This is a genomic window from Williamsia sp. SKLECPSW1 (assembly GCF_054332755.1).
Genome location: NZ_JBTGLI010000002.1, coordinates 386,976 through 400,652, shown reverse-complemented (window position 1 = coordinate 400,652; position 13,677 = coordinate 386,976). Strand labels below are relative to the sequence as shown.

Annotated in this window: 8 protein-coding genes; 7 read left to right on the top strand and 1 reads right to left on the bottom strand. The window is 72.0% G+C overall.

The window, feature by feature from the left end; genetic code table 11:
* Window positions 1–18 precede the first annotated feature (18 nt).
* Window positions 19–885, bottom strand: a complete 867-nt coding sequence (ypfJ, locus tag ACXVUM_RS17695) for a KPN_02809 family neutral zinc metallopeptidase (RefSeq protein ID WP_458523233.1) — start codon at window positions 883–885, stop codon at window positions 19–21.
* A 137-nt stretch (window positions 886–1,022) separates the two neighbouring features.
* Here ypfJ and aspS point away from each other — a divergent pair, with 137 nt between their 5' ends.
* From aspS to ACXVUM_RS17660, 7 genes are all read left to right on the top strand, one after another.
* A complete protein-coding gene (aspS, locus tag ACXVUM_RS17690) occupies window positions 1,023–2,828 on the top strand; it encodes an aspartate--tRNA ligase (protein WP_458523232.1) in 1,806 nt (601 codons plus the stop codon).
* A gap of 12 nt (window positions 2,829–2,840) precedes the next feature.
* A complete protein-coding gene (locus ACXVUM_RS17685; RefSeq protein WP_458523231.1) occupies window positions 2,841–3,794 on the top strand; it encodes a TIGR00341 family protein in 954 nt (317 codons plus the stop codon).
* A gap of 103 nt (window positions 3,795–3,897) precedes the next feature.
* Window positions 3,898–7,329: a transglutaminase family protein gene (locus ACXVUM_RS17680; protein ID WP_458523230.1), complete on the top strand. Its 3,432-nt coding sequence runs from the start codon at window positions 3,898–3,900 to the stop codon at window positions 7,327–7,329.
* Window positions 7,326–9,959: a circularly permuted type 2 ATP-grasp protein gene (locus ACXVUM_RS17675; RefSeq protein ID WP_458523229.1), complete on the top strand. Its 2,634-nt coding sequence runs from the start codon at window positions 7,326–7,328 to the stop codon at window positions 9,957–9,959. Before ACXVUM_RS17680 ends, ACXVUM_RS17675 begins: the two co-directional genes overlap by 4 nt.
* Window positions 9,956–10,963: a transglutaminase family protein gene (locus ACXVUM_RS17670; RefSeq protein WP_458523228.1), complete on the top strand. Its 1,008-nt coding sequence runs from the start codon at window positions 9,956–9,958 to the stop codon at window positions 10,961–10,963. The genes ACXVUM_RS17675 and ACXVUM_RS17670 overlap by 4 nt, the downstream gene beginning before the upstream one ends.
* Window positions 10,964–11,004: 41 nt before the next feature.
* A complete protein-coding gene (locus ACXVUM_RS17665; protein ID WP_458523227.1) occupies window positions 11,005–12,138 on the top strand; it encodes a hypothetical protein in 1,134 nt (377 codons plus the stop codon).
* Between the two features lie 13 nt (window positions 12,139–12,151).
* Window positions 12,152–13,576 (top strand): replication-associated recombination protein A, encoded by a 1,425-nt coding sequence (locus ACXVUM_RS17660; protein ID WP_458523226.1) that lies wholly within the window; start codon window positions 12,152–12,154, stop codon window positions 13,574–13,576.
* The last annotated feature ends 101 nt before the right edge of the window (window positions 13,577–13,677 follow it).

Genomic DNA, 13,677 nt, shown 5'->3' with positions numbered 1-13,677 from the left:
GGTCGGGTGCGGGTTGGCCTACAGGGTGCGGGCGGCGAACGTGTCGCACGCGGCGGGGTCGCCGGAGCGGTAGCCGGTCGTGAACCAGCGGACACGCTGCGCGGCCGATCCGTGCGTCCACCCCTCGGAGTCGTTTCGTCCCGACAGGGTGTCGTCGCCGATGGCCTTGGCGGTCTGGATGACCTCCGAGATCTGTTCCTGACTGATCGGAGCGAGCATGGCGTCCGGGCCCTTGTCCGCGTGATCAGCCCACACCCCGGCGTAACAGTCGGCTTGCAGTTCGAGGCGGACCGACCCCGAGGTGGGCCCGCGCGATCCGAGACGCTGGGCCTGCGCCATGGTGCCCATGAGGTTCTGCACGTGGTGGCCGAACTCGTGCGCCACCACGTACTCCTGGGCCAGCGGGCCGTTGCTGCCGCCGAGCTGATCGGACAGCGTGGTGAAGAAGGTGGGGTCGAAGTAGGCGGTGCGGTCGCCCGGGCAGTAGAACGGTCCGACCGACGACGTCGCCGAACCGCACCCGTCGGTGGAGACGGCGTCGGCGAAGATGACGGTCGCCGGTTTCGTGTAGCCGCGCACCAGGGTCGGCCACACCTCGTCGAGGCTGTTGGTGGTCGCGACGATGCGACAGATGGTGTCGGAGTTGGCCTTCGCGATGGTGCAGCTGTCGATCCGCTGCTGGATCGCCTGGTTCGTGGTGCCCTGACCGGGTGTGGACGAGCCGCCGTCGCCGCCGAGGATGTCGCCGGGGTTCACCCCGAATAGCACCGCGACGATGGCGACGATCAACCCCGCGCCGCCGCCGAGCGCGATCCGGCCACGTCCTCCGCCGCCACCGCCGGACACGCCGCTCGTGTCGAGCGGGCCGTCTCCCTGGAATGTCATGCCACCCCTTCACCGGATGTGCCCGACCACCCCGCGTGGCCGACGGCCGTCGAGTCGGACATCTGATCGTACGTAGGATGAGCGGCGCCGTGGGGCCGACCGCCGCTGCCCCGGGACAATCTCGAGAGAGGACGCACGTGCTGCGCACCCATTCCGCCGGATCCCTCCGCGCCGCCGACGCCGGGGGCTCGGTGACGGTCGTCGGCTGGGTGGCACGTCGCCGCGACCACGGTGGCGTGGTGTTCATCGATCTGCGGGACAGCACCGGCCTGGTCCAAGTCGTCTTCCGCGACGAGGCCGTCGCCGAGGCGGCCCACCGTCTGCGCGCAGAGTTCTGCGTCCGTGTGGTCGGCGACGTCGAGGTCCGACCCGAGGGCAGCGAGAACGCATCGCTCGACTCCGGAGCGATCGAGATCAACGCCACCGAGCTCGAGGTGCTCAACGCCTCGGCGCCGCTGCCGTTCCAACTCGACGAGACACCGGGCGAGGAGGCGCGGCTGCGCTACCGCTACCTCGACCTGCGTCGTGACGGTCCCGGGAACGCCCTGCGTCTGCGGTCGAAGGTGAACGCCGCGGCTCGTGGTGTCCTCGCCGACCACGACTTCGTGGAGATCGAGACCCCCACCCTGACCCGCTCGACGCCGGAGGGTGCCCGCGACTTCCTGGTCCCCGCGCGGCTGCGTCCGGGGTCCTTCTACGCGCTCCCGCAGAGCCCGCAGTTGTTCAAGCAGCTGCTGATGGTGGCCGGGATGGAGCGGTACTACCAGATCGCGCGGTGCTACCGCGACGAGGATTTCCGCGCGGACCGTCAGCCCGAGTTCACGCAGCTCGACGTCGAGATGAGCTTCGTCGACCAGGACGACGTGATCGCCCTCGCCGAGGAGATCCTCGTCGCGCTGTGGTCGCTGATCGGCGTGACGGTGTCGACGCCGATCCCGCGCATGACCTACGCCGAGGCGATGCGGCGCTACGGCAGCGACAAGCCCGACCTGCGGTTCGACCTCGAACTCGTCGAGTGCACGGACTTCTTCGCCGACACCCCGTTCCGGGTGTTCCAGGCGCCCTACGTCGGTGCCGTCGTCATGCCGGGGGGCGCGAGCCAACCGCGCCGGACACTCGACGCGTGGCAGGACTGGGCCAAACAGCGCGGCGCCAAGGGTCTGGCGTACGTCCTCGTCGCCGAGGACGGCACCCTCGGTGGGCCTGTCGCGAAGAACCTGTCCGACGCCGAGCGTGAGGGTCTGGCCGCTCATGTGGGCGCGAAGCCCGGGGACTGTGTCTTCTTCGCCGCCGGCCCGGCGAAGGCGCAACGTGCGCTGCTCGGAGCGGCTCGCGGGGAGATCGCCGCACGCCTGGGCCTCATCGATCCCGACGCCTGGGCGTTCACCTGGATCGTCGACGCACCGCTGTTCGAGCCCACCGCCGATGCGACCGCGGGCGGCGACGTCGCGGTCGGGTCGGGTGCCTGGACGGCGGTGCACCACGCCTTCACCTCGCCCAAGCCCGAGTCCCTCGACAGCCTCGAGGACGATCCGGGATCGGCGCTCGCCTACGCCTACGACATCGTCTGCAACGGCAACGAGATCGGTGGCGGCAGCATCCGTATCCATCGCAGGGACGTGCAGGAGCGTGTCTTCGCGATCATGGGGATCGGCGCCGAGGAGGCGCAGGAGAAGTTCGGCTTCCTGCTCGACGCGTTCTCCTTCGGCGCCCCGCCGCACGGCGGCATCGCGTTCGGGTGGGACCGCATCACCGCGCTGCTGGCGGGGGAGTCGTCGATCCGCGAGGTCATCGCCTTCCCCAAGTCCGGTGGCGGCGTCGACCCGCTCACCGACGCTCCCGCACCCATCACGCCGGCGCAGCGCAAGGAGTCGGGCATCGACGCCGCGCCCGCGCCGCGCGGTGGCACCGAGGCGACGCCCTCCGCGCCGACCCAGGGCTGAGCAGCCCGGGGCATGCTCCACCTGCGGGTGATCGTCCCCACCGACGAGTCCGACGGTGTCGTCGACTTCCTGCGAACGGCGCTGGGCGTGACCCATCTCGTCGTGAGCCCCGGTGTCGCGGTGGAGCCCGCCGGTGACCTGATCGAGGCGGACGTCACCCGCGAGGCGGCCGACGTCGTCCTGGGCGAGCTGACCGACCGCGGTGTCGACCGTCGGGGCGCGGTCACGATGGAGCCGATCGACACGGTCCTCTCCGACTCCGCCTCGCGCGCCGAGCGGGAGGCTCCGGGCGACCCCGACGACGCGATCGTGTGGGACGAGCTGACCGAACGCACCCGGGACGACGCGACCCTGAACGTCACGTTCGTCTCGTTCCTCATCATCGCCTGCCTGCTCGCCGCGGTCGGCGTGGTCACCGACTCGCCGGTCACCATCGTCGGCGCCATGGTGGTGGGCCCCGAGTTCGGGCCGCTGGCCGGGATCGCCGTCGGGGTGGTCGCAGGGCAGTCGCGGCTGGCCCGCCGGTCGGCGATCGCCCTCCTGGTCGGGTTCCCGCTCGCGATGGTGGTGACCGGTCTCGCGGCCGCGCTCGGCGAGGTGACCGGGTTGGTCGACCTCGGCGACATCACCTCCGCCCACCAGGTCGACTTCGTCTACCGGGTCGGTGTGTTCTCCTTCGTCGTCGCCCTGCTCGCCGGTGCGGCCGGGATGCTGTCGCTCGTGTCGTCGAAGTCGGCGGCACTCGTCGGGGTGTTCATCTCGGTCACCACGGTCCCGGCCGCGGGGTACGCGGTGATCGCGGCGACCCTCGGGCAGTGGTCGGTCGCAGGGCAGTCCGCGGCCCAGCTCGCGGTGAACATGGTGGGGATCGTGGTGGCGGGCATCGCCGTCCTGTGGATGCACCGCGCAGCCGCCCGCCGTCGTGCGGCGCGAAACACCCACGGCGAGCGCGCCACCCACAGGTGACGCCACAGCACCTCGACCGGTGACCGGGCCGATTCTGTGGTGGGATCGATGACACCGCCGGAGGTGGGACAGACGTATCCGGCGCCGGGAAGGACTGCTGACCGTGACGATCAAGGTCGCCCTCGAACACCGCACGAGCTACGCCTTCGACCGGGCGGTCACCATCCACCCGCATGTGGTCCGGCTGCGCCCGGCGCCGCACTCCCGGACGCCGATCGAGGCGTACTCGCTGCGCGTCGAGCCCGACGACCACTTCGTCAACTGGCAGCAGGACGCCTTCAGCAACTACCAGGCACGATTGGTGTTCCCGACGCCGGCGACGTCGCTGACGATCACCGTCGACCTCGTCGCCGACCTCACCGCGGTCAACCCGTTCGACTTCTTCGTCGAGGAGAGCGCGGAGGAGGTCGGGTTCACCTACTCCGACGCCCTGCGCGCCGACCTCGAGCCGTACCTGCGGGAGGCGGATCCCGCAGGCCGACACGCGGAGAGGTCGACGGACTCGACGCTGCTCGAGGACTGGGTCGCCGCACACCGATCGGCGCCGGGCACCCGCATCATCGACCACCTCGTCGCGGTGAACCGCGCCGTGCGCGACGACATCGGGTACACCGTCCGCCTCGAGGCCGGTGTGCAGTCACCCGAGTACACGTTGTCGTCGGCGATCGGGTCGTGCCGTGACTCCGCGTGGCTCCTCGTCGCCATCCTCCGGCGGATGGGTCTCGCGGCGCGTTTCGTGTCCGGGTACCTGGTGCAGCTCACCTCCGACATCCCGGCCGTCGACGGCCCGTCGGGGCCGGCCGCCGACTTCACCGACCTGCACGCCTGGACCGAGGTGTACCTGCCCGGCGCGGGGTGGGTCGGGATGGACCCCACGTCCGGGTTGTTCGCCGGCGAGGGACACATCCCGCTGGCGGCGACGCCCGCGCCCGGAGGCGCCGCCCCCATCACCGGCGCGACCGGGCCGTGTCACGCGACGATGGACTTCTCCAACACGGTCACCCGCTTCCACGAGGACCCGCGGGTCACGCTGCCCTACACCGACGACCAGTGGGAACGGGTCGTCGATCTGGGAGCGCACGTGGACTCCCTGATGGACACCTACGACGTGCAGCTGACGATGGGCGGTGAGCCGACCTTCGTCTCCGTCGACGATCAGACCTCGCCGGAGTGGACGACGGCCGCCGACGGGCCGCACAAGAGACGACGCGCCTCCGTGCTCGCCGAGAAGCTCCGCGAGGTGTATGCGCCGCAGGGGCTGGTCCAGCGCAGCCAGGGGAAGTGGTATCCGGGAGAACCGTTGCCGCGCTGGCAGATCGCGCTGATGTGGCGGACCGACGGCGAACCGCTGTGGACACGTCCGGAACTGCTCGCCGACCCGTGGTGCGACGACGACGCCACGACGAGGTCCATGTCGGCCACGAGATCGGCGCCGACCGCCGAGACCGCGGGCCGCGCCCTGGCGTTCGCCGAGGCCGTCGCCGAGGCGCTGTCCGTGCCGCGCACGGCGGTGCAGCAGGCGTTCGAGGACCCCCTGGTCGCGGTCGCCGAGGTGCTGCGCAAGCCGGTCGGCGTGCCCGTCGACGACGCCGACGACCCCCAGGCCGGTGACGACGCGCGTGCCGAGGACCTCGGCCCCGACGCCGACTCGCCGGAGCGTCGGGCCGCCCTCCTGGAGGCCCTGGACGCGCCGATCGTCGACGCGACCGCGCAGGTCCTCCCGATCGGGCGAACGGAGGACGACGCCGCGTGGCAGAGCATCCCGTGGGTCACCCGGCGGTCGCGGCTGGTGCTCACCGCGGGGACCTCCCCGGCCGGTCTGCGTCTACCCCTGGACTCGCTGTCGTGGACCGCCCCGCCGGCGGTGTTCGACACGGACCCGACCGCGCCCGCGCCGGCCTTGCGGGCTCCGGGCCCTCCCGCGGCCCCGGTCGTCGCGCAGTCCGCCGAGACCGCGCCGGCGTCCGCACCCGATAGGCCGCGCCATCTGCCGCGGACCGCCGTCGTGGTGGAGGTCCGTGACGGGGTCCTCTACGCGTTCCTCCCGCCGACCCAGGCGCTCGAGCACTTCGTCGACCTGGTGTCGGCGGTGGAGGCCGCAGCGGTGGCCACCGGGGACACGGTCGTCGTCGAGGGGTACGGGCCGCCGGCGGACTCGCGGCTGCAGTCGCTCTCGGTGACCCCGGACCCGGGTGTCATCGAGGTCAACGTGCAGCCCACCGGGTCGTTCGCCGAACAGTCGGAGCTGTTGCAGGAGTTGTACGCCCAGGCCCGACTGGCCCGACTGGGCACCGAGTCCTTCGATCTCGACGGCGGCCACGGAGGTACCGGCGGTGGCAACCACATCACCCTCGGCGGCGTGACACCGGCGCACTCGCCGTTGCTGCGCCGGCCGGACCTGCTGGTGTCGATGATCTCCTACTGGCAGCGTCATCCGTCGCTGTCGTACCTGTTCTCCGGTCGGTTCGTCGGGACCACCTCGCAGGCACCTCGCGCCGACGAGGGACGGGAGGACGCGCTCTACGAACTCGAGATCGCGTTCGCCGAGATCGACCGGCTGTCGCAGGGTGGGACCACCCCGCCCTGGATGGTGGACCGGGCGCTGCGGCACCTCCTCACCGACATCACCGGCAACACCCACCGCGCCGAGTTCTGCATCGACAAGCTCTACAGCCCCGACTCGGCCCGCGGACGCCTCGGCCTGCTCGAGCTGCGCGCCTTCGAGATGCCGCCGCACCACCGGATGGCGATGGTGCAGTCGCTGCTGGTGCGCTGCCTGGTGATCTGGTTCTGGCGGCAACCGTTCCGGGGGCGTCTCATCCGTCACGGCGCGGAGCTGCACGGCAGGCACCTCCTGCCGCACCACGTCATCGCCGACATCGCGGCGGTGGCAGCGGACCTGCGCGAGGCCGGTCTCGACTTCGACACCGCCTGGCTCGACCCCTTCACCGAGTTCCGTTTCCCCCGGCTCGGCACCGTCGCCATCCGCGGTCACGAGATCGAGCTGCGTGGGGCGATCGAACCGTGGAACACGCTGGGGGAGGAGTCGACCGGATCCGGGACCGCGCGCTACGTCGACTCGTCGGTGGAACGGGTGCAGGTCCGAGTCACCGGCAGTGACGACGACCGGTTCGTGCTGACCTGCAACGGGATCCCCGTGCCCCTGGCCGCCACCGAACGACCCGGTGAGCGGGTGGCGGGTGTGCGGTTCCGTGCGTGGCAGCCGCCGAGCGCGCTGCACCCGTCCATCACCATCGACTCCCCGCTCGTGTTCGACCTGGTCGACACCGTCTCCGGCCGGTCGGTCGGTGGCGCGACCTATCACGTGGTCCACCCCGGAGGGCGTGCCTACGAGCGACCGCCGGTCAACGCGGTCGAGGCCGAGTCGCGCCGTAACGGGCGGTTCGAGTCGATCGGACACACCCCCGGACCGGTCGACGTGGCCGCCGTGCGCGAGATGCGTGCACGGCTCGCGGTCGACGTGGGCGTGCCGGGGATCCTCGATCTGCGGCGGGCACGTACGGTCCTGAGGTGAATTCGGCCCGGACACCTGTCGACGACGCGCTGGGCGCCGGGGTCGTGGAGAGCTACCGACGCGACCGGTTCGCGCTGTTCGACGCGGACGGGGGGGTCCACCTCGACGGGCGCGGGGACGTCCCGTACGACGAGTTCGTCGACGCCGACGGCGCGATCCGTCCGCACTGGTCCGAGCTCGTCGAGGCGTACGCCCGGTCGGGAGAGTCCGGTCTGTCGCGCACCGGTACCCGGTTGTCCGCGATGATCGCCGACGAGGGGATCACCTACACGCCGGTCGGCGGGTCCCCGGGCATGCCCGCGACCCCGGTCGGGTGGCAGCTGGACAGCGTGCCCCTGGTCCTGGACGGTGACACGTGGGCCACCGTCGAAGCCGGTGTCGCACAACGCTGCCGGCTGCTCGACGCGCTGCTGGCCGACCTGTACGGACCGCAGCGGACGATCGAGTCGGGTCTCGTCGCACCGGAGATGGTGTTCGGCCACCCCGGCTGGATCCCCAAGGTCGCCGCGGGCGCCCCGGCGGGCGCGCGCTCGTTGTTCCTGCACGCCGCCGACCTCGGTCGCCTCTCCGACGGGTCGGTCGCCGTGTGGGGCGACTATGCGGGTGCGCCGTCGGGAGTCGGCTACGCGATGGCCGACCGGCGTCTCGTGTCCCGGGTGCTCGCCGGGCCGTTCGGGCGCGTGGTGCCGCGGCCCATCACCTCGTTCGCGGCCGCGATGCGGGTGGCGCTCGTCGACGCGGCGCCGACGGGTGTCGACGACCCGACGATCGTGGTGCTCAGCCCGGGGTCGTTGTCGGAGACGTACTTCGATCAGGTGGCCGTGTCCTCGCAGCTCGGGGTGCCGCTGGTGGAGGGGTCGGACCTCCTGGTGCGCAACGGGGCCCTCTACATGCGGTCACTGGGCAGCTTCAAACGCGTCGACGTCGTGCTCCGCCGCGTCGACGCCGCCTGGTGCGATCCGCTGGACCTGCGCACCGACTCCCGACTGGGTGTCGCGGGGCTCGTGGAGGCGGTCGCGCGCGGGGCTGTCACCGTCGTCAACACCCTCGGCGCCGGTGTCGTGGAGAACCCCGCGCTGCACACCGTCGCCGCCGAGCTGGCGACGGCCCTGCTGGACGAGGAGCTGATCCTGCGACCCGTCGAGACGTGGTGGGCGGGTGATCCGCTCGGGGCGTCGGAGATCCGGCGGCGGGTCGCCGATCTGGTGGTGGACAACGTCCGCACCGGCGAACGCCACATCGGTGCCGTGCTCGACGCCGCCGCCCGTGATCAGCTGTGCGCGCGCATCGACGCGGACTCGTGGCAGTGGGTGGGCCGGGCCGTCCCGGACTTCTCGGTCAGTCCCAGCTCCGTCGGATGGTCCGGACGGGGGACCTCGCGGTTGCGACCGGCGCCGGTCTCGGTGCGGACGTTCGCCGTCGCCCACGGCACGGGGTACACCGTGATGCCCGGCGGACTCGGGCAGGTCCTCGCCGACGGCGCCGCCGGGGCGGCGATGAGCTCGGTCGCCGCCAAGGACGTGTGGGTCGTCGCACCCGAACCCGCCGGCGACGCCCGGGTCACCGAGACCTCCGTCGCCGTCTCGGTGCCGAGCACCGGTGCCGCGATCGACCGGTCGGCGCTGTCACCGCGCGTGCTGGCGGACCTGTTCTGGCTCGGTCGGTACGGGGAGCGGACCGAGGCGACCGTCCGGATGGTCCGGGTCGCCTCCGAACGGCACCAGGCACAACGGTTCCGTCCGCGGGCGGAGGACACCGCGGTGGTGACGCGCTACCTCGCAGGGGTCGGCGCCGCCACGGGCACGTCGCACCTCGTCGACGGCGCCTCGGACGACCTGACGTCGGTCCTGGCCGCGATGACCACCGCCCGGACCGTCCCCGGCACGATCGCCCACGCACTCGACCGCCTCGCCTCGTCCGCCCGCGCCGTCCGCGACCAGATGTCGACGAGCACGTGGATGGTGCTCGGCACCGTGGAACGGGCGATGGCGGAGCTGCGCGAGAGCACGCCGGTCGACCTGTCCGACCTGGCACTCGGACACGAACGGATGCTGCACGGGATGCTCGCCCTCTCGGGTCTGCAGGCCGACTCGATGGTGCACGACCCGGGCTGGGTCTTCATGGATGCCGGCCGCCGACTCGAACGCATCGTCCTCGTCTGCGAACTCCTGCGGGGCATCGCCGTCGACCGCGCCGACCCCGATGTCGAACAGGGGCTCCTCGAGGCGTTCCTCGTGGCCAACGAGTCCGCGGTGATCTACCGACGACGCAACCGTGGGGTGCTGCGACTGCGATCGGTCATCATGTTGTCCGTGCTGGACGAGACCAACCCCCGGTCGGTGATCTACCAACTCGACGCGCTGCACGACGACTGGGACCGACTGCCCGACGAGGTGCGTTCGGCGGGGGTGGAGCGCACCGTCGCCGACCTGGTCGCCGACGTCCGCCGGGTCGAGGTGGCCGACCTCGTCGACACCGACGACACCGGCGTCCGCCGCGACCTCGACCGGTTGCTCTCGGGGCTCTCCGAGGGGGCGCGGTCGATGTCGGACCTGCTGGGACGTACCCGCTTCGCGCCGCCGCGGGATCTGCAACCGCTCTGGGGCGGCGCCCGATCGCAGCTGCCGTGAACCCCGACACCGCGACGGTGGTGCCGGTCGCGTCCGGCACCCGCCGATACGCCGTCACCCACCGCACGACCTACTCCTACGACGACGTCGTCAGCTCGTCGTTCGGGCGGTGCCACCTGCTGCCGCGGGACATGCCCGGACAACGTGTCCTCTCCGCCGCGGTCACCGTCGACCCCGAACCCGCCGACCGGTCGACCGGGACCGACCTGTTCGGCAACGCCGACACCTACTTCCACGTCCGCACCCCGCACCGGCGACTGGTGGTCACCGGCACCTCGCTGGTCGACGTCGACCCCGTCCCCGCCGATCTCGTCGAGCGGGGGCCCGCCCTCGAGCCGTGGGAGTCGCACCGTCCCACCCGGCACCGGATCCCGCGGGAGACCGCATTCGCCCTCGACCTCGACCCGCCGGAGATCACCGATGCGGTGCGTGCCTACGCCGCGGACGTGACGCGTCCCGGGCGGCCGTTGATCGACGTCGTCGTCGACCTGACGGCGCGCATCAACGCCGACTTCACCTACCGCTCCGGGTCGACGGCCGTCAGCACACGCGTCGCGACGGTCATGCAGCGGCGGGAGGGCGTGTGCCAGGACTTCGCGCGGGTGGCCGTCGCCTGCCTGCGCAGTCAGGGACTCGCGGCGCGGTACGTGTCGGGCTATCTCGCCACCGAGCCGCCGCCCGGGCGCGACCGCGTCGTCGGCGCCGACGCCAGCCACGCGTGGGCCGCGGTGGCGACCTCCGACGGTCGCTGGGTGGCGTTCGACCCCACCAACGACACGCTGGTCGGTGAGAGGCACGTCACAGTCGCATGGGGACGTGACTATGATGATGTTCCGCCACTGCGAGGTGTGATCTACACCGACGCGACGTCGAGCTCGATCGACGTCTCCGTCGACGTCGCCCCGCAGCCGCCGACGTCCGGGAACCGGACGGACACCCGCGCGCAAGCAGAGACGCCCGGGTCACCGCACACGTCAACTGCAACCGATCGCGACACCGTGTGAGCGGATGGGCGCGTCGGTCGCGTTGGGTAGGTTGAATGGCGATGACCGTGATCACCGAACCCCGCCTCGCCGGGGCCGTCCGGGCCGCCGAGCGAGTGCTCAGCTCCCGTGCCGGGGTGCAGGTCGGCCTGACCGATCCCGTGGACCTCGGCGGCAGCGGCCGCACCGACGTCGTCCGCGTCCGTGTCGCGCCCAACCCGGTCACGATGGACCGCTCCCTGGTGATCAAGGTCTGGGCGGCCGACGAGCCGGGTGACGCCTTCGCCCGCGAGCTCGCGTCGTACAAGTACGCGACCGCGCTGCCGACACCGTCCCGGCCGGGTCCGCACCTCATCGCCTTCGACCACCGAGCCCGGGTGATCGTGCTCAGCGACCTCGGCCACGGCAGGTCGATGGCCGAGCTGCTCGCAGGGTCCGACACCGACGCCGCGGACCGTGCGGTCAGCGCATGGGGGCAGGCGCTCGGTCGGATGCACGCCGCCACGGTCGGCGGCGAACAGGACTTCGCCGCGCTGCTCCGCCACGGACCCGCACGCAGCACGGCGCAGTCCCTCGCGGTCCACCTCGACGCGGGAGTCGCCCGTGCCCCCGAGGTCCTCGCCGACGATCTCGGCCTCGATGCGTCCCCGGAGTTCGTCGAGGTGCTGCGACGCGGCGCCGAACTGGTCCACGACGGGGAACACCGGGCGTTCAGCCCCTCAGATGTCGGTCCGCCCAACATCCTCATCAACGACGACGGTGTGCAGTTCATGGACTACGAGTGGGGCGGGTTCCGCGATGCCTCCCTCGACATCGCCTACGCCGCCCTCACCTGTGTGAGCGCCCTGGCACCGGGCCTGGCCGGCCGCCGCGACGAGCTCACCACCGCGATGATCGACGCCTGGCGGTCCGAGGTGCAGTCGATCTGGCCGTCCCTCGGCCACGACGGGGAACTGAACCGCAAGCTGGTCGTCGCCCGCACCCTGTGGGTCTGGATGTCCACCCTGTGGATGCTCCCGATCGACCTCGGCGACGACATCCACGCGCGGGGCCTCGCCCTGCGGACCGGCGACCCGACCCTCGTCGTCGGACGCTGGCACGACCTCTCCCAGGCGGCCGACCGTGCCGGCGTGCCCGAGGTCGCCGACTGCTCGGCGTCGATCGCCGACGCGCTGGACGCCGCCTGGCTGCGATGAGACCGGAGGGCCCGTGAGCGAGCCGGGGGAGCAGGGTCTGTTCGACGCCCCGCCCACCGATCACGGCTCCACCACCGTCGTCGGGAGTCCGACCCCGACGGTGCCGACGACCGGTCCGTTGGCCGTGCGGATGCGTCCCGCCACGCTCGACGAGGTCGTCGGACAGGACCATCTCCTCGCGGCCGGCTCACCCCTCCGACGGCTGGTCGAGGGCTCCGGCGCGGCATCGGTGCTGCTCTACGGCCCGCCCGGAACCGGTAAGACCACGATGGCCTCGCTCATCTCCACCGCCACCGGGCGGCGCTTCGTCGCCCTCTCGGCACTGTCGGCCGGGGTCAAGGAGGTGCGGGCCGTCATCGAGACCGCGCGCCGGGCGCTCATCGCCGGCGAGCAGACCGTCCTCTTCATCGACGAGGTCCACCGGTTCTCCAAGACGCAACAGGACGCCCTCCTCGACGCCGTCGAGAACCGCATCGTGCTGCTCGTCGCGGCGACGACCGAGAACCCGTCGTTCTCGGTGGTCGCGCCCCTGCTGTCACGGTCGCTGGTGCTGCAGCTCAACCCTCTCGACGACGACGCGGTGCGCACTCTGTTGCTGCGGGCCGTCGCCGACGCCCGGGGCCTCGGTGAACGCGTCCGCGTCGACGACGACGCGCTCGACCACATCGTCGCGCTCGCGGGCGGAGACGCCCGCCGTGCACTGACCGCCCTGGAGGTCGCGGCCGGCGCGGTCGAGGACGGGCGGCAGGCGGAGGGATCGGCGTCCGACGACCCGCCGACCGTCGGCCTCGCCGACGTGGAGACGGCGATGGACCGCGCGGCCGTCCGCTACGACCGCGACGGAGACCAGCACTACGACGTCATCAGCGCGTTCATCAAGTCGATCCGTGGCTCCGACGTCGACGCAGCAGTCCACTACCTGGCCCGCATGATCAGCGCGGGGGAGGATCCCCGGTTCATCGCGCGGCGTCTGATGATCCACGCGAGCGAGGACATCGGCATGGCCGACCCGACCGCGCTGCAGACCGCGGTCGCCGCCGCTCAGGTCGTCGCGCTGGTCGGCATGCCCGAGGCGCGGCTGGCACTCACCCAGGCGACGATCCATCTCGCGACCGCACCGAAGTCGGGGGCTGTCGTCTCGGCGATCGGTGCCGCCATGTCCGACGTCGCGGCCGGCCAGGCGGGGGCGGTGCCGCCGCACCTCCGCGACGGCCACTACGCGGGTGCGGCCGCCCTCGGCAACGCCCAGGGCTACCGGTACCCGCACGACGACCCCGACGGGGTGCTGCCCCAGCAGTACCCGCCGGACGAACTCGTCGGCACCGACTACTACGTCCCGACCGACCACGGGAACGAACGCGCGCTCGCCGCCCGGGTCGAGCGTCTGCGAACGATCGTGCGGGACACGAAGGGTCGGGACGGACGCGGCCCCCGGTAGGGTGGACTCGCTCTGTCGGACCCGATCGCGGCCCGACGCGCCCGTGCGCGCCGTCACCAGGACGGGGTGTCGACGGGCACCACCGACCAGTGAGGACGACA

Excerpts from the sequence above, each read along its gene's own strand:
- ypfJ (WP_458523233.1), bottom strand. The coding sequence starts at position 885 with ATGACATTCCAGGGAGACGGCCCGCTCGACACGAGCGGCGTGTCCGGC.
- ACXVUM_RS17685 (WP_458523231.1), top strand. The coding sequence starts at position 2,841 with ATGCTCCACCTGCGGGTGATCGTCCCCACCGACGAGTCCGACGGTGTC.
- ACXVUM_RS17665 (WP_458523227.1), top strand. The coding sequence starts at position 11,005 with ATGACCGTGATCACCGAACCCCGCCTCGCCGGGGCCGTCCGGGCCGCC.